Annotated in this window: 18 protein-coding genes and 2 pseudogenes; 12 read left to right on the forward strand and 8 right to left on the reverse strand. The window is 73.2% G+C overall.

Annotation, left to right across the window (positions count from 1 at the left end):
* Positions 1-147 precede the first annotated feature (147 nt).
* Positions 148-273 (reverse strand): annotated as a pseudogene (locus OG594_RS17110) (ABC transporter permease); the annotation flags it as partial.
* A gap of 114 nt (positions 274-387) precedes the next feature.
* Positions 388-1,797 (reverse strand): cytochrome P450, encoded by a 1,410-nt coding sequence (locus OG594_RS17115; RefSeq protein WP_266599732.1) that lies wholly within the window; start codon positions 1,795-1,797, stop codon positions 388-390.
* A gap of 523 nt (positions 1,798-2,320) precedes the next feature.
* Here OG594_RS17115 and OG594_RS47100 point away from each other — a divergent pair.
* A pseudogene (locus OG594_RS47100) lies at positions 2,321-2,434 on the forward strand (hypothetical protein); the annotation flags it as partial.
* Between the two features lie 231 nt (positions 2,435-2,665).
* On the opposite strand, the gene OG594_RS17130 reads toward OG594_RS47100, so the two are convergent.
* From OG594_RS17130 to OG594_RS17140, 3 genes are read right to left on the reverse strand one after another with little or no spacing between them, the layout of a single operon-like run.
* The gene (locus OG594_RS17130) at positions 2,666-3,343 is read right to left on the reverse strand and encodes an HAD family phosphatase (protein ID WP_266599736.1); all 678 of its coding nucleotides are present in this window, start codon (positions 3,341-3,343) and stop codon (positions 2,666-2,668) included.
* Between the two features lie 45 nt (positions 3,344-3,388).
* Complete coding sequence (locus OG594_RS17135; protein ID WP_266599738.1) at positions 3,389-3,868, reverse strand: Lrp/AsnC family transcriptional regulator; 480 nt, start codon at positions 3,866-3,868, stop codon at positions 3,389-3,391.
* Between the two features lie 25 nt (positions 3,869-3,893).
* On the reverse strand, positions 3,894-4,655 hold the full coding sequence (locus OG594_RS17140) for a YoaK family protein (protein WP_266599740.1): 762 nt from the start codon (positions 4,653-4,655) through the stop codon (positions 3,894-3,896).
* 70 nt (positions 4,656-4,725) lie between these two features.
* Here OG594_RS17140 and OG594_RS17145 point away from each other — a divergent pair, with 70 nt between their 5' ends.
* The 3 genes from OG594_RS17145 to OG594_RS17155 all read left to right on the forward strand — a co-directional run bounded on the left by OG594_RS17145 (position 4,726) and on the right by OG594_RS17155 (position 7,358).
* Entirely contained in the window at positions 4,726-5,319 is a 594-nt protein-coding gene (locus OG594_RS17145; protein ID WP_266599742.1) for a histidine phosphatase family protein, read from the forward strand.
* A 92-nt stretch (positions 5,320-5,411) separates the two neighbouring features.
* Entirely contained in the window at positions 5,412-6,923 is a 1,512-nt protein-coding gene (locus OG594_RS17150) for an APC family permease (protein ID WP_266602985.1), read from the forward strand.
* 9 nt (positions 6,924-6,932) lie between these two features.
* Positions 6,933-7,358 (forward strand): universal stress protein, encoded by a 426-nt coding sequence (locus OG594_RS17155; protein ID WP_266599744.1) that lies wholly within the window; start codon positions 6,933-6,935, stop codon positions 7,356-7,358.
* A 49-nt stretch (positions 7,359-7,407) separates the two neighbouring features.
* On the opposite strand, the gene OG594_RS17160 is transcribed toward OG594_RS17155, so the two are convergent.
* From OG594_RS17160 to OG594_RS17170, 3 genes are all read right to left on the reverse strand, one after another.
* A complete protein-coding gene (locus tag OG594_RS17160; protein WP_266599746.1) occupies positions 7,408-8,700 on the reverse strand; it encodes a cation:proton antiporter in 1,293 nt (430 codons plus the stop codon).
* The gene (locus OG594_RS17165) at positions 8,675-9,319 is read right to left on the reverse strand and encodes a flavin reductase family protein (RefSeq protein ID WP_266599748.1); all 645 of its coding nucleotides are present in this window, start codon (positions 9,317-9,319) and stop codon (positions 8,675-8,677) included. The genes OG594_RS17160 and OG594_RS17165 overlap by 26 nt, the downstream gene beginning before the upstream one ends.
* 84 nt (positions 9,320-9,403) lie before the next feature.
* Positions 9,404-11,005, reverse strand: a complete 1,602-nt coding sequence (locus OG594_RS17170; protein WP_266599750.1) for a tryptophan halogenase family protein — start codon at positions 11,003-11,005, stop codon at positions 9,404-9,406.
* Positions 11,006-11,179: 174 nt separating this feature from the next.
* Between OG594_RS17170 and OG594_RS17175 the strand changes: the two genes are divergently transcribed.
* From OG594_RS17175 to OG594_RS17210, 8 genes are all read left to right on the forward strand, one after another.
* Complete coding sequence (locus tag OG594_RS17175) at positions 11,180-12,175, forward strand: BTAD domain-containing putative transcriptional regulator (RefSeq protein WP_266599752.1); 996 nt, start codon at positions 11,180-11,182, stop codon at positions 12,173-12,175.
* Positions 12,176-12,330: 155 nt separating this feature from the next.
* On the forward strand, positions 12,331-13,815 hold the full coding sequence (locus OG594_RS17180) for an aldehyde dehydrogenase family protein (protein ID WP_266602987.1): 1,485 nt from the start codon (positions 12,331-12,333) through the stop codon (positions 13,813-13,815).
* Positions 13,812-15,716 (forward strand): non-ribosomal peptide synthetase, encoded by a 1,905-nt coding sequence (locus OG594_RS17185; RefSeq protein ID WP_266599754.1) that lies wholly within the window; start codon positions 13,812-13,814, stop codon positions 15,714-15,716. Before OG594_RS17180 ends, OG594_RS17185 begins: the two co-directional genes overlap by 4 nt.
* A 3-nt stretch (positions 15,717-15,719) precedes the next feature.
* Positions 15,720-16,487, forward strand: coding sequence for a thioesterase II family protein (locus OG594_RS17190; RefSeq protein WP_266599756.1), 768 nt, complete (start codon positions 15,720-15,722; stop codon positions 16,485-16,487).
* Positions 16,450-16,707, forward strand: a complete 258-nt coding sequence (locus OG594_RS17195) for an MbtH family NRPS accessory protein (protein WP_323185307.1) — start codon at positions 16,450-16,452, stop codon at positions 16,705-16,707. Before OG594_RS17190 ends, OG594_RS17195 begins: the two co-directional genes overlap by 38 nt.
* A 1-nt stretch (position 16,708) precedes the next feature.
* Positions 16,709-17,923 carry a cytochrome P450 gene (locus OG594_RS17200; RefSeq protein ID WP_266599758.1) on the forward strand — a complete coding sequence of 405 codons (1,215 nt, stop codon included), beginning with the start codon at positions 16,709-16,711 and terminating at the stop codon, positions 17,921-17,923.
* A gap of 15 nt (positions 17,924-17,938) precedes the next feature.
* Positions 17,939-21,877: an amino acid adenylation domain-containing protein gene (locus tag OG594_RS17205; RefSeq protein ID WP_266599760.1), complete on the forward strand. Its 3,939-nt coding sequence runs from the start codon at positions 17,939-17,941 to the stop codon at positions 21,875-21,877.
* A gap of 145 nt (positions 21,878-22,022) precedes the next feature.
* The gene (locus OG594_RS17210) at positions 22,023-23,054 is read left to right on the forward strand and encodes a winged helix DNA-binding domain-containing protein (protein ID WP_266599762.1); all 1,032 of its coding nucleotides are present in this window, start codon (positions 22,023-22,025) and stop codon (positions 23,052-23,054) included.
* Positions 23,055-23,073 lie beyond the last annotated feature (19 nt).

Genomic DNA, 23,073 nt, shown 5'->3' on the forward strand with positions numbered 1-23,073 from the left:
CGGATCTTCCCGGGCTACGACGCCAGCAGGCCGCGCGGGGCCAGCTCCGGGGCCACCCCCTCGCGCGCCTGCTTCATCAGGAAGCCGATCCCGGCGTCGGCGTTGAGGGACTCCCCGAAGACCAGGGCCAGCCGGGCGGTCGCGAGCGAGTGCCAGTCCGAGGGCCACGCGCTGCAGGGACACGGCCATCGCCCCGTGCGGCGTCCCGTCCGCGATCAGATCTGCCCCGGCAGAGGCGATGGTGGACGGCGGTGCGAGCGTGTCGATCGGCAAGCATGGCTGAAGGCAACATGCGGCGAAACCAAGCCACCTGGCTCGGGCGGGCTCGACGGTGTCTCGTGTGCTGGACGCGCCGTCTCGAAATCAGGGTTCAGCCCCTCCGGTGATTCAACGGGCCTTCGCGTCGTCCGTGCCGATCCCGGCGTCGGTGCCGCTGCCGGTGCCGGTGCGGCGCAGCGTCGCCAGGACCGGACCGGTCGGCTGGAGGGTGAGCCCGGGGAAGACCCCGGCCCGTTCGCTCCCGCTGTCCAGGTGGAACCGCTGTGCCAGCACGGCGAGTACGAGCGCGGCCTCCACCAGGGCGAACCGCGCTCCCAGGCAGGCCCGCGGGCCGCCGCCGAAGGGGAACCAGGCGTGTTCGGGCACGGGATGCGGGGCGTCCGCGTCCCAGCGCTCGGGGCGGAAGGCCTCCGGGTCCGGGAACCACCGGGCGTCGCGGTGCATCGACCAGGGGCTGGTCCATACCGAGGTGCCGGCCGGCACCGCGCGCCCGCCGAGCGTCGCCCCCTCCGTGGCCACCGCCGAGATCAGCCAGATCGGCGGATAGATGCGCAGGGCCTCCTTGACCACGTGACGGGTCCAGGGCAGCCGCGCGTAGTCGTCGTAGGTCGGTAGCCGTCCGCCGAGCACCCGGTCCAGCTCCTCCGTCAGCCGGGCCCGCGCCGACGGCGCCCCCGACAGCAGTTGCCAGGTCCAGGTCAGGGTGGTCGAGGTGGTTTCGTGGCCGCCGATGTAGAGGGTGATCGACTCGTCCCGCAGCTCCTTGCGGGAGAGCGGGCCCCCGGTGTCGTCGCGGGCCGCGAGCAGTCGGCTCAGCAGGTCGTCGCGTTCCGCGCCGGCGCTCGATGCGGCCTCGTGCTCCCGTATGACGTGCTCGATCTCCCGGTCGAGCACCGCCACGGCCTCCCGCATCCGGCGCCGTCCGGGAGTGCGGACCCAGGGCGGCAGGAACAGCGTCAGCCCGCGGAACTCCGCCCCCAGTTCCCGTTGGGCCGTGGCCATGGCCGCGCTGATGGGTGCCTCCCGGCCGGCGGCGTCGCTCCCGAACAGCGTGCGCACGGCGATCCGCTGGGTGAGCCCGGCCATCTCCCGGTGCACGTCGATCCGTTGGCCCGCGCGCCAGCCGTCCGCCAGGGCGTCCGCGCACTCCACCATCGTGGCGGCGTACGAACGCACCTGGCGCGGCCGGACGGCGGGCTGGACCAGCGCCCGTTTGCGCCGCCAGTCGTCCCCGGTGGCGACGACCACCCCGTTGCCCAGCAACTGGCGGAAGGCCCAGCCCAGTTCCGTCGGCCGGAAGGTGGACTCGACGGCCCCGAGCAGTTCACCGGCGTGCTCGGGCCGGGAGACCAGGATGTTGCGTTGCGGGCCGAGCGTCCAGGGCACCCAGTCCCCGTAGCCGTCGCGCAGGGACTCGAAGAAGGCCAGGGGATCGCGGGCGAAGGCGGGGAGGTTGCCGAGCAGCGGCCATCGGCGCGGTCCGCCGCTCCGGGGGCCCGGGGTCAGGGTCGCGGTCACGCAGGCATGGTGACAGGCGCCCACGTAGGGCGCCAGGGAACGGACGGGGTCTCTTCGGCGGGTCCCGCCCCTGGAACGCCGGGATCCAGAAGATCGAGATCGACGGTCCCTTCTCGGTCGGTACGCAGATCACGATGACGCCGCCCGGGGAAGCCCCGATCCCGCTGCGCATCGCCGAGGCGGTCGAAGGCGAACGGTTCGTCGACGAGGTGAGCTCCGGCGACCTGCTGCTGCGGACCGTCCACCGGATCGACCCGGTCGGCCAGGACCGGATCCGGTTCGTGTCCCGGATGGAGATCACCGGCAACGGCCGCCGACGAGGTCGGCCCGCAGATCGGCCCGGGCATCACCGCCGACCGGCCCGACACGATGACCTCGCTGGCCGAGCCGGCGCTTCGCTGATGCTCCTCAGCCCCGGGTTCCTGCTGTGGCACACCACCCTGCGCTGGCAGCGCGACATCGCCACGGCCCCGGCTCCGCTCGACCTCACCCACGTGCAGTGCGTGCTGCTCTCCTGCACCTGGTGGCTCAACACCCGGGGCGCGCACCTCGATCAGCTGGCCGTCGCCCGCCAGGCCGGACCGACGTCAAGATGACCTCCCGGGTCCTGCGCGCCCTGGACCGCAAAGGGCTCGTCGAGCGTGAGGTCGACCCGGCCGACACCCGGGCCGAGCGGCTGCGCGGCACCGACGCCGGAGCCGAACTGGCCCCACGGGCGAGCGCGGCCGTCGAGCAGGCCGACGCGCAGTTCTTCCGGCCCGTGGCCGTCGGCGACGCGGTGGCCCCGCTCGGCCGCCTGGCCCGTCCCGAAACCGGAGATCCGCCCGCCGCGCCGGAGCGACACCACCCACGAGCGGATCCGGAGGGGCTACGCGGTCCGGAGTGCGGCGAGCCAGTCGTACGCCACGTCCGCGCTGAACTCCGGACGGCCGCCGGGGAAGAGGAGCCCGGCGGAGGCGAAGGCCGGGTCCCCCGCGATGTCCGGGGCGTACGGGACCGCCATGCAGGCCATGCCCGCGGCGTGCGCGGCCCGTGCCCCGGGCGCCGCGTCCTCGACCACCACGCAGTCGGCGGGTGCGGCGCCCAGCCGACGGGCCGCCTCCAAGAACACGTCCGGAGCGGGCTTGCCGTGCGCCACCTCCTCGGCGGAGACCACCGTCGTCAGTAGCGCGTCCAGCCCGGTGCCCGACAGCACCGCGTCGATCGCCGCGAGCGAGGAACCGGAGGCCACCGCCATGGCCGCGCCCTCGCCGTGCAGCCGCTCGACGAGCCCCCGCATCTGCGGGAAGACCTCGGTCCGGGTGCGGGCCAGCTCCAGGTAGGCGGCGTTCTGTTCGGCGAGCAGCTGCTCGACCGGTGCCCGGATCCCGTACCGTTCCCGCAGGATCTCCAGGGTCTCCAGCGTGCCGATGCCGATGAAGCGGGAGTGCTGTTCCCACGTGAAATCGGGGACCCCGTGCCGCTCCAGGGTGCGGCGCCCGGACTCGTAGTAGTTCGGCTCGCTGTCCACGAGGGTGCCGTCGAGATCGAATATGACGGAGATCATCCGGTGGGCCCGTCCTGCCGCTCGTGTCCTGTCTCCACCATCCTGTCAGGTTTTGTTGGCATTCCTGCCGACGGATTCGACCAGCGGCAGCAGCCGGTGCGGCACCCGCTCGCGCAGCGCCACCTCCGTACGGGTGCGGACCACGCCCGGGAGCTGGATCAGCCGCTGGATCACGTCCTCCAGGTGCCCGTTGTCCCGGGCCGCCACACGGGTCAGCAGGTCCCCGCCGCCGGTGATCGAGAAGGCCTCGATGATCTCGGGCACGGCGGCCAGCGCGTCACCCACGTCGTCCAGATGGCCCTGGGTTACCTCGATGTGCACGAAGGCCAGCACGGGATGGCCCAGGGCGGCGGGGGAGAGCACCGGCCCGGTGCCGGTGATCACGCCCGTGCGCTCCAGCCGGTCCAGCCGTGCCTGTAGGGTGCCGCGCGCGACGCCCAGGATCCGGGCGTACTCGCGGACACTGGTGCGCGGCTGCTCGATCAGCAGGCGCAGGATTCTGGTGTCGAGCTCGTCCACCGCCACGCCCCGACTGTACCAATGGCCCCGTTCACCCCGGCTGTTCCCGGCCAGGGGCCTGGTCCGTGTGCAGCCCGGGCTGGCTCAGGTAGAGCAGGCCCACGACCAGCACCGTCGCGGCGGCCGGCAGCAGCAGCCAGCCCACCGTCCAACCGGCCCGCAGCAGCAGCGCCCCGAGGAACCCGCCGGCGAACATGGCCAGGACCGAGAGGCCGCGCAGCCTCCAGCCGGCCGTCCCGAACCCGTACGTGTTCTCCCGCCCCATGGCCGAAGCCCCCAGGAAGGCGGTCATGGACCGGGTGACCAGCGTCGTCGGTACGCCCGGCACGTTCGCCCGCATGATCGTGGTGTTGCGCAACCCCATCGCCAGGGCCAGCACCGCGGTCGCCGCCAGATGCCGCGGGGCCGGGGAGCCGTACTGCGGAGCCAGCCCCCAGCCGATGCCCGCGGCCGCCAGGATCAGCCCCGCCTCGGCGATGAGGCCGATGACGAACCAGCGCCTCCCGCGGACCTCGGTCACGGACTCCAGATGCGACCCGCAGACCACCCCGACGACGAACGCGGCCAGGGAGACCCCCGGAGCGAGCGTCTCCAGTCTCCCGGCCCCGGCCGCACCGAAGGCCAGGAACAGCACGTTGCCCGTCTGCATCGCCGTGAAGGCCGGCCCCAGCGCCAGCAGGCTCGCCGCTTCCACCATCCCGGTCACCCAGGTCAGTACGACCATCAGCGCGGGCATGCGCGGCGGGAGCAGCGGCGAACCGGCCGTCCGCCCGGCCTCCCGGTTCTCGTCCATCACGCCCGACAGTGACACGCCCGCCCGGGCGCTCCGGCACCGACATGCCGGAGCGCATAGGGTCCCGAGGATGAGTGACCTGTTGCTGGTGAGGCACGGCGAGACCGCCTGGAGCGCGAACGGGCGCCACACCGGGCTTACTGACCTTCCACTGACCGCACGAGGCGTCGAGGAGGCCATCTCGCTGGCCCCCTTCTTCCGGGACCGGCAGCCGGCCCTGGTGTTGACCAGCCCGCTGCGCCGGGCCGTCGCCACCGCCGAACTCGCCGGGCTCACGGGCGGGCGGCCCGACCCCGACCTGTACGAATGGGACTACGGCGGCTACGAGGGAATCACCACCGCGGAGATCCAGAAGACCACGCCGGACTGGTCCCTGTGGACCCACGGCGTGCCGCCCGGCGACAGCGACCATCCGGGGGAGAGCGCCACCCAGGTGGGTGCCCGCGCCGACCGGGCCCTGGCCCGGGTCGCCCCCGTGCTCCGCGCGGACGGCGGCGACGTGGTGCTCGTCGCCCACGGCCACTTCCTGCGCGTCCTCACCGCCCGCTACCTGCGCCTGGAGCCCGAGCACGGCCGGCTGTTCCTGCTGCGCACCGGCACCGTCAGCGTGCTCTCCACGGAGCACGGCCTCCCGGTGATCGCGGGCTGGAACACCCGCCCCTGATCGAGGCCCGGCCCGAGCTCCGTCCGGCACCGCCTCGCCTCGCGGGGCGGTGCCGACTGCGTGACCATGCGTACATGGGTCACGACTCGTACATGGACGACGGCGATGCGGGCGCCGGACCGGAGGGCAAGGACGCGAGGCTCAAGGCCAACGCGATCGGATTCCTCGACGCGCTCGTCATCGGCCTGAACTCCACCTCGCCCGCCTACTCCCTGGCCGCCGTCCTCGGGCCGATCGTCGCGCTGGTCGGGATCTACGCACCGGGCGTGATGCTGGCCTCCTTCGTCCCGATGCTGCTCATCGCCGCCGCCTTCTACTACCTCAACAAGGTGGACCAGGACTGCGGGACGACCTTCTCGTGGGTCACCCGGGCCATGGGCCCCTGGGCCGGCTGGCTCGGTGGCTGGGCCATCGCCATGACCGGCGTCCTCGTCATCGGCTCACTCGCCGACGTCGCCGTGAACTTCGGCCTGCTCGCCTTCGGACTCGACAGCTGGGCCGCCAACGCCTGGATCCGGCAGGGCCTCACCGTCGTGGTGATCCTCGCCATGACCGGCATCTGCGTCATCGGCACCGAGCTCTCGGCCCACCTCCAGGACATCCTCATCCTCGCCCAGGTCTTCTTCCTGCTGACCTTCGCCGTGGTCGCCATCTACCGCGTCTACGCCGACACCAGCACCCTGGAATCGATCGAGCCCTCACTCAGCTGGCTCAACCCCTTCGGTGCAGGTGGCGCCGCGCTCACCGGCGGGCTGCTGCTCGGCGTGTTCATGTACTGGGGCTGGGAGTCCGCGGTCAACCTCACCGAGGAGGTGGAGAACTCCGCCACCGCGCCCGGCAAGGCGGGCCTGTGGTCGACCGTGATCCTCCTGGTCACCTACCTGTCCGTGGGCTTCGCGGTCGTCGCCTACGCGGGCACCGTCTACCTCGCCGAGAACGCGGGCGAGGAGGAGGCCATCTTCGCGGTCCTCGCCCACGAGGTCATGGGCGGCTGGGACTGGGTGGTGCTCCTCGCCGTCTGCACCTCGGCGCTCGCCTCCACCCAGACCACGATCATCCCCGCCTCCCGCACCGCCCTGTCCATGGCCCGCCGGCACGCGCTGCCGCACGGGCTCGCCCACATCCACCCGAGGTTCCGCACCCCGGACGTGAGCACGTGGTGGGTGGCCGGCATCGCCATCGGCTGGTACCTGATCGTCAACCAGATCAGCGAGAACGCGCTCCTGGACTCGCTCACCGCGCTCTCCCTGCTCATCGCGTTCTACTACGCGCTCACCGGCCTGGCCTGCGCCATCTACTACCGCCGCCACCTGTTCGAGAACCCGCACAACTTCTTCCTGATCGGCCTCGGCCCGGTGGTCGGCGCCGGCCTGCTGACCTGGCTGCTGGTGGAGTCGATCGGCGACATGTCCAACCCGGAGAACTCCGCCAGCGGGGTCTCCTGGCTCGGGCTCGGCCCGCCCCTGGTCATCGGCATCGGCATCGCGCTCGTGGGCGTGGCCGTCATGTGCTTCTGGCGGGTCCAGGACGGCAGGTTCTGGCGGGAGCGCCGCGGCGTCGTCGACCCGGAACTCGTCCACGCAGGGAAGCACCAGTCCCCCTAGGAGCCCCCGATGTCCGTAGTCCTCGGATACGACGAATCTCCTGGCGCGGAACGGGCCCTGCAGGTGGCGCTGGAGGTGGCCACCGCCTTCGGTGAGCCCCTCGTCCTCGTCTACGGGGCGGCCGCCCCGGGCCCCACCGGCGAGGAGTCCCGCGCCCACCGCGAAGCCGTCCGCCAGGCGGGCCGCAGCGCGCTGGCGCACGCCGTCGAGGCGGCCGACGCCGCCGGGGTGCCCTCCACGGTCGAGGTGGCCGACGAGAAGCCCGCGCAGGCCCTGCTGGAGTCTGCCGAGCGCCACCGGGCCCGCGTCATCATCGTCGGCAGCTGGGGCGACAGCCCGATGCGCGGAGCGCTGCTCGGCTCCACGCCGCACAAGCTCCTGCACCTGTCGCCGATCCCGGTGCTGTGCGTACCGACCGGGCCGGAGGGCGCCTGAACAGCCGTGGTGCGACCGGGGCGGGCACCCTCCGGGTCCGGCCCGCCCGTCAGGGTCCGGAGAGGGCGCTCTCGGGCTCGGCCTGCGCGGGGGTCCGGCGGCCCACCTCCTTCCCGGCGCGCAACCGGGTCAGGGCCGGGCTGGTGATCGCCGTCGTCACCAGGGCCATCAGCACCAGCATGGTGAACAGCTGCGGCCCGATGACGCCGAGTTCCAGACCGACGTTGAGCACCACCAGCTCGGTCAGCCCCCGGCAGTTCATCAGGGCCCCGATCGACAGGGCCTCCCGCCACGGTCTTCCGCAGGCGCGCGCCGCACCCGCCGCGCCGCCCCACTTGCCGAGGAAGGCGACGAAGAGGATCGCGGCCGTCCACAGCCACAGCTCGGGCGATGCCGTCAGGCCCCCGATGTCCGTGCGCAGACCCGTGTGCACGAAGAACAGGGGCAGCAGCACGGGCACCGTGAACGCGCGCAGCCGGGCCGCCGAAGCCTCGATGCGCTGCCCGGTGCGCGGGGTGACCACCCCGAACAGGAACGCCCCGAACAGCGCGTGCACGCCGATCAGGTCGGTGGCCAGCGCGGACAGGCTCAGCCCGCTGAAGAGCACCACCAGCACCGCCGCGTCGCCGGCCCGGTCGGCGCGGGCCGACCAGCGGGCCAGCAGCGGTCTCACCGCGTACAGCATGACCAGCGTGAAGGCCACGGCGAGGCCGGCCGTGGTGGCCGCCTCCATCGGGGACCCGGCCGTGGAGAGGGCCACCACCAGGGCCAGCAGGCACCACGCGACGACGTCGTCCACGGCCGCGCAGGCCATGGCGAGCGCCCCGAGCGGAGTCCCGTACAGGCCCCGGTCGATGAGGATCCGGGCGAGGACCGGGAACGCGGTGATGGCCATGGCCACGGCCATGAACAGGGTGAACGGCATCCGGCCCACCCCCTCGGGCGCGAACCCGCCGTACATCGCGACCGCCAGGAGCGCGCCCAGCGCCAGCGGCAGCAGCATGCCCGCCTGGCTCACCGCCACCGCGACCCGGGTGTGACCGCGCAGGCTCTTCAGGTCCAGCTCCAGCCCGACCAGGAACATGAAGGCGAGCAGCCCGAGCTGTCCGAGCACCGAGGTGTACGGAAGCACGGACGGCGGGAAGAGCGCGTGCTGGGCCTGCGGCCAGAGCCAGCCCAGCAGCGAGGGTCCCAGCAGGATGCCGGTGGCGATCTCACCCACCACGGGGGGCTGGCCGAACCGGCGGCAGACGGCGGCCCCCACCTGACTGGCCAGGATCACCACCGGAACGGCGACCAGCAGGGCGGGCAGCGGGTCAACGGACGACACGGGTACCTCCATCGGGCGTGGCGGGGCGCAGGGCGGTGGGGAGGTCGCGGTGCGGAGCCGGCTGCGGGGCCTGTTGCAGAGCCGGCTGCGGGGCCGCGGCCGCCGCGGACCAAGGGGCGTACCGGCGCAGCCCGTAGAGCAGGGGGTCCCGGTCGTCCCGTACGGTCACGCGGCGGACCTCGGCGAAGACGGCCGTGTGGTCCCCGAAGCCGACGGTTTCGACCACGGCGCAGTCCGCGACCGCGTGCGCGTCCGCGGTCAGGTGCGGTCCGCCCGCGCCCAGCGGCAGCCGCCACTCGACGTGGTCGAAGCGGTCGGGCGCCCCGGAGGCGAACAGGTCCGAGGTGCTGCGGGCCCGCTCGTGCAGCAGGTTGAGGGCGAAGTGTCCCTCGGCGAGCAGCACCGCGAGGGTCGGGCTCGCCGCCCGTATGCACACCACGAGCGTTGCCGGTACGAGGGCCACGCTCGCGAGGGAGGTGCAGGTCAGGCCGTGCGGCACGGATTCGGCGTCCAGCGTGGTGACGACGGACACGCCGGTGGGGAAGGCGGCCATGAAGGGACGGAGGTCCGCCGACTGGACCCCGGCCGACTCGTCCGGCGCGGCGGGATGGGGCACGGAGCGGTGGGGCATGTCTGACTCCTGAGGTGGCTGAAGCAACTGCGGCCCGGCAGCCGGCGGGAGAGCCGTACTGCCGGGCCGTGGGAGCGGTGGGCCTTACGCGCCGTGCAGCTGGCGCAGGTAGTCGTAGGCACTGGGCAGCGTTTCCAGCAGGTTCTGCTGCTGGCGCTTGACCGCGTCGAAGAGGGGTTCGGCAGCGGCCACCGAGTCCGGCCGGTGCGCCAGGGAGGGCAGCGGGGCGTCCGGCTCCAGGCCGAGGCCCGCGAAGATGCAGTAGTAGCTGCCGTTGGTCCAGAAGTTGCGGAACTCGGCCTCGAAGTTGCCGTAGTACGTCGACTCGTCGGTGATCGGCGAATTGATCGGCAGGCCCGCCTTGTAGGCGGAGATCTTCTGCTGGATGTTGTCGGGGAGGACCAGCTTCTTGTTGGCCTGCCAGAACGGCGTGTCGTTGCGCGGCGCGTAGAAGAAGTGCGCCTGGATGAAGTCGCGGGTGTCGTCGAACATCACCTCGATCTCGTGGTTGAAGCTGTTGATCAGGCCGTCGTTGAAGGTCTTGTCCGGGAAGTGCTTGGCCAGCTGGTAGATCGCGGCGGTGATGAAGTAGATGCCGGTCGACTCCAGCGGCTCCAGGAAGCAGGAGGACAGGCCGATGCTGACGACGTTCTTCACCCACGCGCGGCGGTTGCGGCCGACGCGGAAGCGGATGTGGTTGAACTTCGTCTCCTCCACGTCCAGGCCCCACATGTCCGCGAACTCGCGGGTGGCGGTGTCCTGGTCGGCGAACTTGCTGGAGTACACGTAGCCGGTGCCGAAGCGTCCCAGCATGGGGATCTTCCAGGCCCAGCCGGACGACATGGCGATCGCCGAGGTGTACGGCTCCACACCGTTCGCCTCGTCGTCGTGCGGGACGGCCGTCGCCACCGCGCTGTCGCACAGCAGGTGGTCGCTCATGTCGATGAAGGGTTCCTGCATCGCCTGGTTGATCAGCAGGCCGCGGAAGCCCGAGCAGTCCACGAACAGGTCGGCGTCCAGGGCCAGTCCGCCCTTGGTGTGCAGCGTGCTCACGTAGCCGCGCTCGTCCTGTTCGACCCGCACCATCTCGTCCTGCACGTGGTTCACGCCCTGCTTCTCGGTGCTGAACCGGCGCAGGTAGTCGGCCACCAGCTGGGCGTCGAAGTGCCAGGCGTACCGGGTGGCCGGCCGGCCGTCGAGCCAGCGCGGGGCCTTCATCGCGTCCATCACCGGGGGCTCGCGGAAGCAGGCGTAGTCGAACGGCTCGGTGGTGCGGCCCTCGTACTTGCGCTTGAACCAGTAGTGCGACAGCGGGGTCTGGTCGTAGTCGGGGAGCAGCCCGAACGGGTGGTAGAAGTGGTCCGGACCGCCGCCCGGCAGCTCGCGGGCCGTCGACTCGCCCTGCCCGTTGGTCCGCCAGTTGACGAAGCGCACGGCCATCTTGAAGCTCGCGTTGCACTCCCGCATCCACTCGTCCTCGGCGATGCCCAGGTAGTCGAAGAAGGAACGCTGGAGGTTGGGCACGGTGGCCTCGCCGACACCGATGCGCGGGATCGTCGGCGCTTCGAGCACGGTGATGTCGACCGTTCCCTGCAGCGCCTTTCCGAGGTATGCGGCGGTCATCCAGCCGGCCGTGCCGCCGCCCAGGATGACGACCTTCTGAAGCCGGGTGTCGCTGCTGGTCATGAAACAGCCCTCATTTCGGATTCGGCGGTTCGGGTGGTCGTGCTCATCAGTGTCGAAAAACGCCCTATCACCGCTCTACACCGATCGGATCCAGCCGTTGTAGGGCCGTTGTAGACCCCCCGGACACACTCCTCGCAGGCAGAGCGGCAGGCTGAAAACCACCGGGAGGACGCGATGACCACCGCAGCGGACGGGACAGCGGAGCCGGCGGTACGGGTCCGCTTCCTGGGTGACTTCGAGCTGACCGTCAACGGCGCCCCCGTCCAGCGCTGGCGGGCCGGCAAGGCCCGTGGCCTGTTCCAGTACCTCGTGGTCCACCGCGGCCAAATGCTCACCCGCGACCGGCTCTACGCATCCCTGTGGCCCGGCGCCGACGCCGCGGCGGGCAGCTCCCTGAAGGTCGCCGCCCACGCACTGCGCCGGGTGCTCGACGCCCACCCCGACCACCCCGGCGACTCCGGGATCCGGCTGGTCTACCGGGACTTCGGCTACGTCCTGCACATCACCGGACTGTGGTCCGACCTCGACCGCTTCCAGGAACTGGTGCACACCGGGCTGCGCGCCGCCGCGGCCGGCGACGCCCCGCTCGCCCGCACCCGGCTGCGGGCGGCGATCGGTCTCTACGGCGGCGAGTTCCTGCGCGGCGAGAGTGCCGACTGGGTCGTCGAACAGCGCGAGTACCTCAGGGCGCTCGCGCTGCGGGCCCTGGGCGTGCTGCGCGCCGACGCCGAGGCCCGCGAGGAATTCGTGGAACTGATCGAGATCTGCAAGCGCACGCTGGAGATCGACCGCCATCACGAGGAGACCTACCGCGCGCTGATGGCCGCACACGGCCGGCGCGGTGAACTCGCCTGCGTCCGGCGCTGGTACGAACTGTGCGCCCGCCGGATGCGCGACGAGCTGGGCGTGGCACCCGGCCACGAGACCCAACGGCTGCTCGCCACCTTGATCCCGGCCGTGGCGCGCGCCTCCGCCTCCGCCCCCGTCTCCGCCACCGGCGCCCCGCCCGCCACGGTCCGCGCGCTGCGTCCGGCCGCCCGCCGGACCGGGACCCCCGCCTGGAGCCCGGACGTCCGTACGACCGTCCCGGCCCGCCCCGTGCGGCGGGCCAGGCCCGACAACCGGGCCGCGGCCGCCCTGGCCCGCGCGGCCGACCAGGCGACCGCGTGACACCGACCCAGCTGATCAGCGAGCCCGTGATCCCGTGACCGAGTGAGGACCCCACCGTGACCGTGCTGACCGTGCCGACCGAGCCACAGGACTCCAGACCCGCCGGGGCCGAGCCCGACGCGGCCCCCCTACCGCCCCGTTACACCGACCAGTGGATCGGCGGCGCCTGGGTCGCCTCCGACGCCGACGGCCGCCTGGTCGTCACCGACCCCGCCACCGAGCGCGCCCTGGCCACCGTGCCCGCGGGCACCGCCCGGGACGCCGACCTGGCCGCGCGCGCCGCGGCGGACGCTTTCCCGCGCTGGGCCGCCACCCCGGTGCGCGAACGCACCGCACTGCTGCGCCGGGTCGTCGAGGCCATGGAGGTCCGGGCCGACCGCTTCGCCGAGACCATCACCGCCGAGGTCGGGGCACCCGCCCGGATGGCCCACCAGACCCATGTCGGGCTCTCCCTCGGCATGGCGGCGCACTGCGTCGAGACGGCCGCCTCCTACGCCTTCGAGGAGCGCGTCGGTCATTCGCTCGTCGTGCGCGAGGCCGCCGGAGTGGCCGCCTGCATCACCCCGTGGAACACCCCGCTGCTGCTCACCGTGCAGAAGGTCCTCCCCGCGCTCGCGGCCGGTTGCACGGTCGTGCACAAGCCGAGCGAGATCACCCCGCTGCACGCCCGGCTGCTCGCCGAGGCGATCGCCGAGGCCGACCTGCCGCCGGGCGTCTTCAACATGGTCGTCGGCACCGGCGCCGCCGTCGGGACCGCCCTCGTCACCCACCCGCTGATCGACGTGGTCTCCCTGACCGGCTCCACCCGGGCCGGCCGCGAGGTCTCCGCGCTCGGCGCCGACACCGTCAAGCGCGTCCACCTCGAACTCGGCGGGAAGAACGCGAGCCTCGTCCTCGACGACGCCGACCTGGCCGCGTCCGTGGCCGCCACCGTCGACCAGATGCTCTTCAACACCGGCCAGACCTGTCTGCAGTGGAGCCGGCTGCTGGTACCGCGGGACCGCCAGGACGAGGCCGTACGGCTCGCCGGAGAGGCCATGGCCGGGTACGTGACCGGAGACCCGCGCGATCCCGCCACCGACCTCGGCCCCCTGGTCTCCGCCGCCGCGCACGCCCGCGTCACCGGCCACATCCGCCGCGGAGTCGAGGAGGGCGCCGGCCGGCTGGTCCGCGGCGGACCCGACCGGCCCGCCGGCCTGGACACCGGCTACTACGTCCAGCCGACGATCTTCGCCGACGTGGACCCGCTGAGCATGATCGGCCAGGAGGAGATCTTCGGGCCGGTGCTCTCGGTCATCCCGTACGACGACGAGGACCAAGCGGTCCGGATCGTCAACGCAACCCGCTACGGACTGCACGGCGCGGTCTGGTCCGGCGACGGCGCCCGCGCCGAACGGGTGGCCCGGCGCTTCCGCTCCGGCCTGGTCGACGTGAACGGCGGCCAGTTCAACCCGGCCGCCCCGTTCGGCGGGTTCAAGCAGTCCGGGATCGGGCGCGAATGCGGCGCCGCCGGGCTGGAGGCCTTCCTGGAGACCAAGTCGATGCAGCTCCCGCAGGGTACGGGGGGCCAGGTGGTCGGCCCGCGCCTGCGGGCCACCGCGGCCGCCCGCCCGGCGGACACCGAGAGGAACGACGGATGACCGACCGGCACGCCGAGTCCGCCGGGGCCACCGCCCCGGTCGTACCGGCCGACGACACACCGCCCCGGGCGGCACGGGCCGAACCGGGCTCCGCCGGACCGGCCGACGGGGTTCTCCCGCCGCTGTTCGCCCGCCTGGAGCGGTGGACCCGCGAACAGCCGAACGAGACCGCGGTCAAGGCCGTCGACGGCACCCTCACCTACGCCGCGCTCACCGCCCGCACCGCCCGGTACGCCACCGCGCTCGCCGGGACCGGAGTCGGACCGGAGACCTCCGTCGGACTGCTGCTCGGCCGGTCCCGGGAGAGCGTGCCCGCCCTGCTCGCCGTCTGGAGCCTCGGCGCGACCGCCGTCCCGCTGGACCCCGCGCATCCCGTCGAGCGCCTCGGCCGCGTCCTGCACGACGCCGGGGCCGGCGTCCTGGTCGCCCCCGAGGTCCCCACGGGCCTGGAGGCCGACGGGATCACCCTGCTGGCCCCCGCGGACATCCGCCGCAGCGCCCCCGGCGCGCTCGCGGTGTCCGTACCCGCCCCCGACAGCTGCTCGTACCTCATCTACACCTCCGGAACCACCGGCCGCCCCAAGGGGGTCGAGGTCACCTACCGGGGCCTGGACACCTTCGTGGAGGCCCTCGGCGGCCTCGGCCTGCCCCCCGGCGGGCTCGGCCTCAACGCCGTCTCGCCCGCCTTCGACGGCTGGCTCTGGTGCACCCTGCTCTACCTGACGCACGGCCAGGGGGTCGCCCTGACCGACCTCTCCCTGGACGGGCTGCGCCAGGCCGCCGCCGAGGGCCGCGAGCCCCTGCCCGCCGGTCTGCGCACCGTATCCCTCACCCCGTCGTTGCTCGCCGCCCACGGAGCCGGGATCGACACCGCCGAGGTGGTCGTGGTCGCCGGAGAAGCCTGCCCGGCCGCGCTGGCGGAGCGGTTCGCCCGCGGCCGGCGGCTGCTCAACGTGTACGGGCCGACGGAGGTGACCATCGCCGCGACCTGGGCCGACAGCCGACGAGGGGACGACGTGACCACCATCGGACGACCGTTGCCCGGCTACCGCGCGTACGTCCTGGACGAGGAGCTCCGCCCGGTGCCCGCCGGCACCGAGGGCGAGCTCTACCTCGGCGGCCCCGCCGTCGCGCGCGGCTACCGGGGCCGTCCCGGACTCACCGCGAGCCGCTTCCTGCCCGATCCCTTCCAGGGCGGCGGCACGCGCATGTACCGCACCGGAGACGTGGTCGTGCGCCGGCCGAGCGGTGAACTGGAGTACCGGGGCCGCCGCGACGACCAGGTGAAGATCCGCGGCCACCGCATCGAACTGGGCGAGGTGGAGCGGATCGCCGCCGAACTCCCCGAGGTCGTCGCCGCCGCCTGCTGCCCGCTCGCCTCGGGGCAGACCCTCGGCCTCGCCGTGGTCGCGGCCCCCGGCGCCGACCCGGCGGGCCTCGCCGACCTGGTCGTGGAACGCTGCCGCAAGCAGCTGCCCGCGGCCGCGGTGCCCCACACCGTACGGGTGTTCGACCGGATCCCGACCCTCAGCACCGGAAAGGCCGACCGCGAGGCGCTGGCCAAGGCCCTGCTGGAACCGGAACGGACGCCCGGCGCACCGGTGGCGCCCCCGGGCGCCGGCCCGACCACGAGCGAGCGCATCGTGATGGCCGTCTGGGCCGACGTGCTCGCCACCGAGGTCCCCGGCCCCGACGCGGACTTCTTCGAGCTGGGCGGCCACTCGCTGGCCGCCGCCCGCGCGGTGTCGGAACTGCGCCGCGTCACGGGGCTGCGCGTCGGCCTCGGCGCGCTGTTGGCCGAACCGACGGCCCGGCACTTCGCCGCCGAACTCGACCGGCTCTCCGCCGAGCGGGAGGCGACCGCCGCCGACCCGGCCGACGACACCGCCGAAGGGTCCTGAGCCATGGGCGCCTGGATCTCCACCTGGACGACCGACCCCGCCGACCGGGCCCTGCCCGTGCTGCTGTGCCTGCCGCCCGCCGGGGCCGGCTGCCAGCAGTTCCGCTCCTGGCAGCCCGAGCTGGCGGGCATCGCCCAGGTGTACGGAGTACAGCTGCCGGCCCGGGAGAACCGCTGGCGGGACCCGATGCCGGACACCTTCGACGAGGCCGTCCTGGCCATCGCCGCGGAACTGCGGGACGTCGTTGCCGCGGGTCGGCCGCTGATCGTCTTCGGCCACAGCTTCGGCGGTCTCCTCGGCTACGAGGTCTCCCGCCGGGTCGCCCCGCGGGCCCTGGTGGTCAGCGGCTGCCGGGCCCCCGGCCACTGGGACGGCGCCGGCCGCGGCATCGTCGACGACGGCGAGGAGCTGGACAAGCTCTTCGACACGGCCGGCCTCGACCCCGAACTGCTCGACGAGGACACCCGCGCCCTGATGGTCGCGATGCTCCGCAAGGACGCCCAACTGTCCCTGAGCTACGTCCACGAGCCGGGCGTCCGCCTCGGCGTGCCCGTCCACGCCTGGGGGGCCGACGGCGACGAGACCGTCAGCTCCGCCGACCTGGACGGCTGGGCCGCGGTCACCGCCGCCGCCTTCACCCGGCACACCACCACGGGCGGCCACCACGCCGTACTGCGCCGCCCGCGGCCCGTACTGGACCACCTCACCGCCCTGCTCCGGGCCGCGGGCGCCGATCGGCCGGCTCCCGCCCCCACCACGACCGGCGCCTGAGCGCCCGACCGTCCACTCCCGCCCGAGTCCGGAGGACACCGTGCCCACCACCCACCAGGTCCTCGTGAACCACGAGGGGCAGTACGCGCTGTACCCCGCAACCCGCGAGACCCCCGACGGCTGGACGCCGGCCGGGTTCGACGGCACCGAGGACGAATGCGCCGGCTTCGTGGACGCCCAATGGCCCGACATCCGCCCGCTCAGCCTGCGAGGAGCCTGAGATGGAGATCGACCTGCTCGACCCGGGCCCCTTCGGCCGCAACGACTTCTGGCCCACCTTCACCTGGCTGCGCGCCCACTCGCCCGTTCACTGGCACCCCGAGCCCGGCAGCGCGGACGGGGGCTTTTGGGCGCTGACCCGCCACCGCGACATCAGAGAGGTCTACGCCGACAGCGACACCTTCAGCTCGGCGCGCGGGATGCGCCTGGGCAGTGACCCGGCGGCCGTCGCCGCCGTCGCCCAGCGCATGCTCATCGTCTCCGACGTCCCCCACCACACGCGGCTCAAGCGGGCCCTCCACCAGGCCTTCGGACCGCAGCAGATGCCGCGCCTGGAGGCGATGGTCGAGAAGGTGGTCGGCGAGCTGGTGACCGAGGCCGCCGAACGCGACGAGCTGGACTTCATCGACCTCGCCAAGCAGCTGCCCAACCGGGTCGTCTGCGCCATGATGGGCATCCCGCGCGCCGATTGGGCCTGGATCGGGGCCCTGACCACGGATGCCTTCGACTCCCCGGACGACGAGGTGCGCACCAATGCGCACTCGGAGATCTTCCTCTACTTCATCGAGCTGCTCGCCGAGCGCCGGGCCCGCCCCGGCGACGACCTGGTCAGCCAGATCGCCCACGACACCCTCGTGGACGAGGGCGACGGCGTCGAGCGGCCGCTCAGCGACCACGAGATCGTCTTCAACCTCAACGGGGTGCTCTCCGGAGCCAACGAGACCACCCGCTACTCGGCGGCCGGCGCGGTCCACATGTTCGCCGAACACCCCGACCAGTGGCGGCTGCTGCGCGGCCTCGGACCCGACGGCATCGCCCCGGCCGTCGAGGAGGTCCTGCGCTGGACCACTCCCGGGGTGCACGCCCTGCGCACCGCCGTTCGCGACACCGAGATCAACGGGATCCCGGTGGCCGAGGGCGCCCGGGTGACGCTGTGGAACGTCTCGGCCAACCGTGACGAGGACGTCTTCGCCGACCCGCACGCCTTCCGGGTCGACCGCCGCCCCAACCGGCACCTCGCCTTCGGGCACGGCCGCCACCTGTGCCTCGGCGCCCGTCTCGCCCGCTTCGAACTCGGCGCCCTGCTCACCGAGATGCTCGGCGTGCTCGACGGCTTCGAACTGGCCGGACCCGTCACCTTCAACTCCTCCAACTTCACCTGGGGGATCAACAGTCTCCCCGTGCGGCTGCTGCGCAGCCGAGCCTTCGCGAAGTAAGAAAGGGCCCGCACTGTGACCACCGCACTCGTCGACTTCAACCGTTCGGACGCCGCCTTCCCCGCCGTCGGGTATCCGCAGCTCCTCGCCGAACAGGCCGCCCGCACCCCCCGGGCCACCGCCCTCGCGCAGGGCGACCGCAGCTGGACCTACGCCGAACTGGAGGCCGCCACCAACCGGCTGGCGCACGCCCTGATCGTCCGCGGAGCCGCCGAAGGCACCCGGATCGGCCTCTGCTACCCGCGCAGCGCCGAGTACGTCATCGGCTCCCTCGCCATCCTCAAGACGGGCGCCGCGATCGTCGCCCTCGACCCGGTCAACCCCGACGACCGGCTCGCGGCGATGATCGCCGACGCCGCCCCGCTGCTCGTCCTCACCCCGGCCGACCTCGGTCGCCGGATACCCGAGGACGTCCCCCGGGCCGAGGTCGCCACGGCCGGGCAGGACCTGCCGGACACCGCGCCCGCCGTGGTGACCGGACCCGACACCGTCAGCCACCTCATCTACACCTCCGGCTCCACCGGCACCCCCAAGGCCGTCCTGGAACGGCACGGCGCGCTCACCAACCTCGTGCACTGGACCACCCGCGCCTACGGGGTCCGGCCCGGCGACCGCGCCTCCTGGATGTCCACCCCCGGCTTCGCCGTCCAGATCATGGAGTGGCTCGCCTATCTACCCGCCGGCGCGGCGATCCACATCCCCGAGGCCGGGCAGGCGCAGACCCCCGAGCAGATCCGCGACTGGCTCGTCGGCGCGGGCATCACCCACACCATGCTGGTGGCCGCCCTGGCCGAGCCCGCCTGGGGCCTGGACTGGCCCGCGGACACCGCGCTGCGGATCCTGGTGACCACTGCCGAGCGCGTCCACAGCTGGCCGCCCGTCGACACCCCGTTCCGGGTCGTGATGACCTACGGCACCACCGAGACCACCAACGTCCTGTCCTGCCTCGACCTCGGGGCCGGCACCGACTTCACCAGCCAGGCCACCTCCGAGGAGGTCCGCGCCACCCGGCAGGTCCCGGTCGGCGTGCCCATCGCCAACCTCCGCGTCCACCTCCTGGACGAGGACGGCAGCCCGGTGCCCGAGGGCGAGGTCGGCCGCCTGCACGTCTCCGGCGCCGGGGTCGCGGCCGGCTACCACGGCCGCCCCGAGCTCACCGCCGCGAAGTTCCACCCCAACTTCCTCCCCGACGACCCGCACCCGGTGCTCTACGACACCGGTGACCTCGCCCGCCGCCGCGAGGACGGTGCCGTCGAACTCCTCGGCCGGTCCGACTCCCAGGTGAAGATCCGCGGCTTCCGCGTGGAGCTCGGCGAGGTCGAGACGCACCTCGCCCGCCTCGACGACATCGCCGAGGCCGTCGTCGTCACCCAGGAGCGCGGCCCCGGCGACAAGCGGCTCATCGCCTACGTGTCCCCGGCCGGTGCGGCCGACCCGGACCCCGCCGCCGTGCGCGCGGATGTCGCCCGCACCCTGCCCTACTACATGGTCCCCGCCGTCGTCGTCGTGCTGCCCTCCCTCCCGCGCCTGCCCAACGGCAAGGTCGACCGGCGCAGCCTGCCCGAGCCCCCCGAGGGCCGCGACGCGGTCGGCGCCGGCTACGAGGCCCCCCGCAACGAGGTCGAGGACGGGCTCAGCCGGCTGTGGGCCGAGGCGTTCCGCACCGACGGCGTCGGCATCCACGACAACTTCTTCGAGCTGGGCGGGCATTCGCTGCTCGCCTTCCAGCTGATCGACGAGATCCGCCGCCGCTACAGCGTCGAGCTCAGCCTCTCCGACCTCTCCACCTGCCCCACCGTGGCCGAGCTCGCCACCCTCGTCACCACCGAACGCACGGGCGGCCGCGGTTCGTTCGGCGGACTGCCGGCGATCGTCCCGGACCCCGCCGCGCGCTTCGAGCCCTTCCCGCTCACCGAGAGCCAGCAGGCGCTGTGGATCGGCCGCGGCGGGCTCGTGGAACTGGGCAACGTCGGCTGCCACGGCTACTTCGAGTGGGAGAGCGAGCAGCTCGACGTACCGCGCTTCGAGGGCGCCTGGCGCCGGCTCGTCGAACGCCACGACGCCCTGCGCACCCGGGTCCTGCCCGACGGCACCCAGCAGGTCTTCGAGGAGATCCCGGCCTACGGGATCCCCGTCACCGACTTCGGCGGACTCGACGAGGAGGCCCGGCAGGCCGAGCTGGCGGCGCTGCGCGAGCGGCTGTCCCACCAGGTGCTCGACGGCGACGCCTGGCCGCTGTTCGACGTGCGGATCAGCCTGCTCGGCGGCGGCCGGGCCCGGATCCACCTCTGCCTGGACTTCCTCGTCGCCGACGCCTGGAGCTACTTCCAGGTCCTCATCCCGGACCTGGTCACCTACTACGTGGAGCCCGGTGCGGAACTCGCCCCGCTGGAGCTGACCTTCCGCGACTACGTCCTCGCCGTCGGGAACTCGCTGCGCGACAGCGAGCTGTACCGCCGCTCCGAGTGGTACTGGCGCGACCGCCTAGCCACCCTCCCGCCCGCCCCCGAACTGCCCGCGCGGCCGGCCGACGCCCCGGAGCTGCCGGTCCGCTTCGAGCGCCGCAGCCACGTCGTGGCCCCGGAGCGGTGGAGCCGGATCCAGGAGCGCGCGCACGCCCGCGAGGTGACTCCCTCCGGGGTGCTGGCCGCCGCCTACGCCGAGGTCCTCGGCCGGGCCGCCGGACAGGCCCGGTTCACCATCAACTTCCCGCTGTTCAACCGCCTTCCGCTGCACCCGCAGGTCAACTCGCTGCTCGCGGACACCACGACCACCCTGCTGCTGGCCGTCGAGCAGACGGAATCCACCTTCGCCGGACGGGCCCAGGCCGTCCAGCGCCGGCTCTGGGCGGACTTGGAGCACCGCTACTTCAGCGGGGTGCAGGTGCTGCGCGAGCTGACCAAACTGCGCGGCTCCCTCGCCCCGGCCATGCCCGTGGTGATGACCAGCCTGGCCGGCCACCCGCCGCAGTACGAGGAGACCGAGCTGGGCGCCCCGGTCTACGGCATCTCCCAGACCCCGCAGGTCTCCCTCGACTTCCAGGTCTTCGAGAAGCCCGACGGCCTCACCTTCAACTGGGACTTCCTGCCCGCCGTCTACCCGGACGGACTGATCGACTCGATGTTCGAGGAGTTCACCGCCCTGTTGGACGCCCTCGCCGAGGACGAGGTCTGGGAGCGCCACTCCCCGCCGCCCGGCGCAGAGGACGCCGCCCCGGGCAAGACCGAGGAGCGCGACACCGGCGACGCCTGGGAGCGGTACTGGGCCGGGATCCGGCGCACCGGCCGCGGCGGCGACGTCATCTGGGACGCCGACAGCGGCGAGGAGTTCCGCTGGCTGCTGGACCAGGCGCAGCGGCACTTCCGCAGCGGCCTGCCGGTCATCGACCTGGGCTGCGGCAACGGCCGCTACAGCCGTGAACTCGCCCCGCACTACCCTTCGGTCATCGGCGTCGACGTCTCGGTCAGCGCTATCGACCACGCCAAGCGCGAGGCCGAAGGAGTGCCGAACGTCGACTACCTGGCGATCGACATGACCGACGCCGAGCAGGCCGCCGTCCTGGGGGAGGGGCCGTACAACATCTTCGTCCGCGGCGTCTTCCACGTCCTGGACGGCGAAGCCAGGGCCCGGCTCGCGGCGGTCGCCGACCGGCTGCTGGGCGACGAGGGCACGCTGATCGTGCACGAGCCCGACTACTCCAGCAACTCCTTCGGCTACCTCGGCTTCGTCGGCGGCAAGCGGGGCCGCGCCGAGGACCTGGTCGGCCCGCTGGAGGCGGCCGGTGTCCGGCACTCGCACCGCTTCACCCGGCCCGAACTGGCCGAGGCGTTCGGCGCGGACGGGTGGGAGGTCGTCGAGGACGAGGCGATAGAACTGCACGCGATCGACCCCAGGTCGGATTCCGACGCCCTGCGGCTGCCCGGCTACTACGCGGTGCTGCGCCGCAGGCGCTGACGGCCGCCGCACGCTCCGGTCCGGCTCTGCGCCGGGCGGCTCCTTCGCCGCCCGGCGCAGGGCCTCGGCGTCGTTCGGAGCAGGAGCGGCCGTACCCGCAACGAGAAGACGCGGCCACGGCCGCTCGGCTGAAAGACTGGACAACGTGGAACGACGTACGACCGACCGGCTGCTCAGGGCGCGCGCACAGGCGATCGGGGGCGAGGTCCGGGAGGAATCCGTCGCCGCCGTCCTCGACCGGGTGCTGGCCGTCCAGGCCCAGGACCTGCCCGCGGCGGAGCTGGGGCTGCGGGTGCGGAGCCGCGGGCTGACGCAGGAGGCGGTGCGCCGGGCCACCGACACCGAACGCACCGCCGTCCGCGGCTGGTTCATGCGCGGCACCCTCCAGCTGGTGCCCGCCGCCGACGCCCGATGGCTGCTGGCCCTCTTCGGCCCGGTCTACCTCGCGCTCGCCGCCCGGCGGCTGCGCGAACTGGGCCTCGACGAGTCCCTGTGCACGCGCTCGGAACGCCTGATCGCCGAAGCGATCGACGGCGAGGGGCCGTTGACCCGGGCCCAGCTCACCGACCGGCTCACCACCCTCGGGGTGGAGCCGAAGGGACAGTCCGCCTTCCACCTGATCCGCCGGGCCGCCCTGACCGGCCGCATCTGCCACGGACCGCAGCAGGGCGGCGAGGCCACCTTCGTCCTCCTCGACGACTGGCTGCCCGCGACCGGCCCCCTGCCCTTCACCGGGGCCGCCGCCGAACGCGAACTCGCGCGCCGCTACCGTGCGGCGTACGGGCCCTCCGACGCCCTGGACTTCGTCCACTGGTCGGGGCTGAAGGCCACCACGGGCAAGAACGCGTGGGCCGCCGTACGGGAGACCGGGTCCGAGCCGGTGCCCGTCCCGGACGAGCCCGACGTACGCCTGCTGCCGGCCTACGACAACTACCTCGTCGGCTACCGCAGCCGGGACCTGTCCGTGCCCGCCGCACACGAACGCCGGGTGTGGCCCGGCGGCGGGCAGATCCGCGCCACCGTACTGGTCGACGGCCTGGCCGTCGGCACCTGGTCGGGCGGCCGCCGCGGGGTGCCCGTGACGGTCGAACCCTTCCCCGGGACCGAGTCCCACACCCCCGCCGTGGCGGCCGGGATCGCCCGCGAGAGCGCCGACATCGCACGGTTCTCCAGCTGAACTCATCGCATGTCTACAA

The sequence above is a fragment of the Streptomyces sp. NBC_01214 genome (genome assembly GCF_026340975.1).
In the GTDB taxonomy this organism is placed as follows: Bacteria; Actinomycetota; Actinomycetes; order Streptomycetales; family Streptomycetaceae; genus Streptomyces.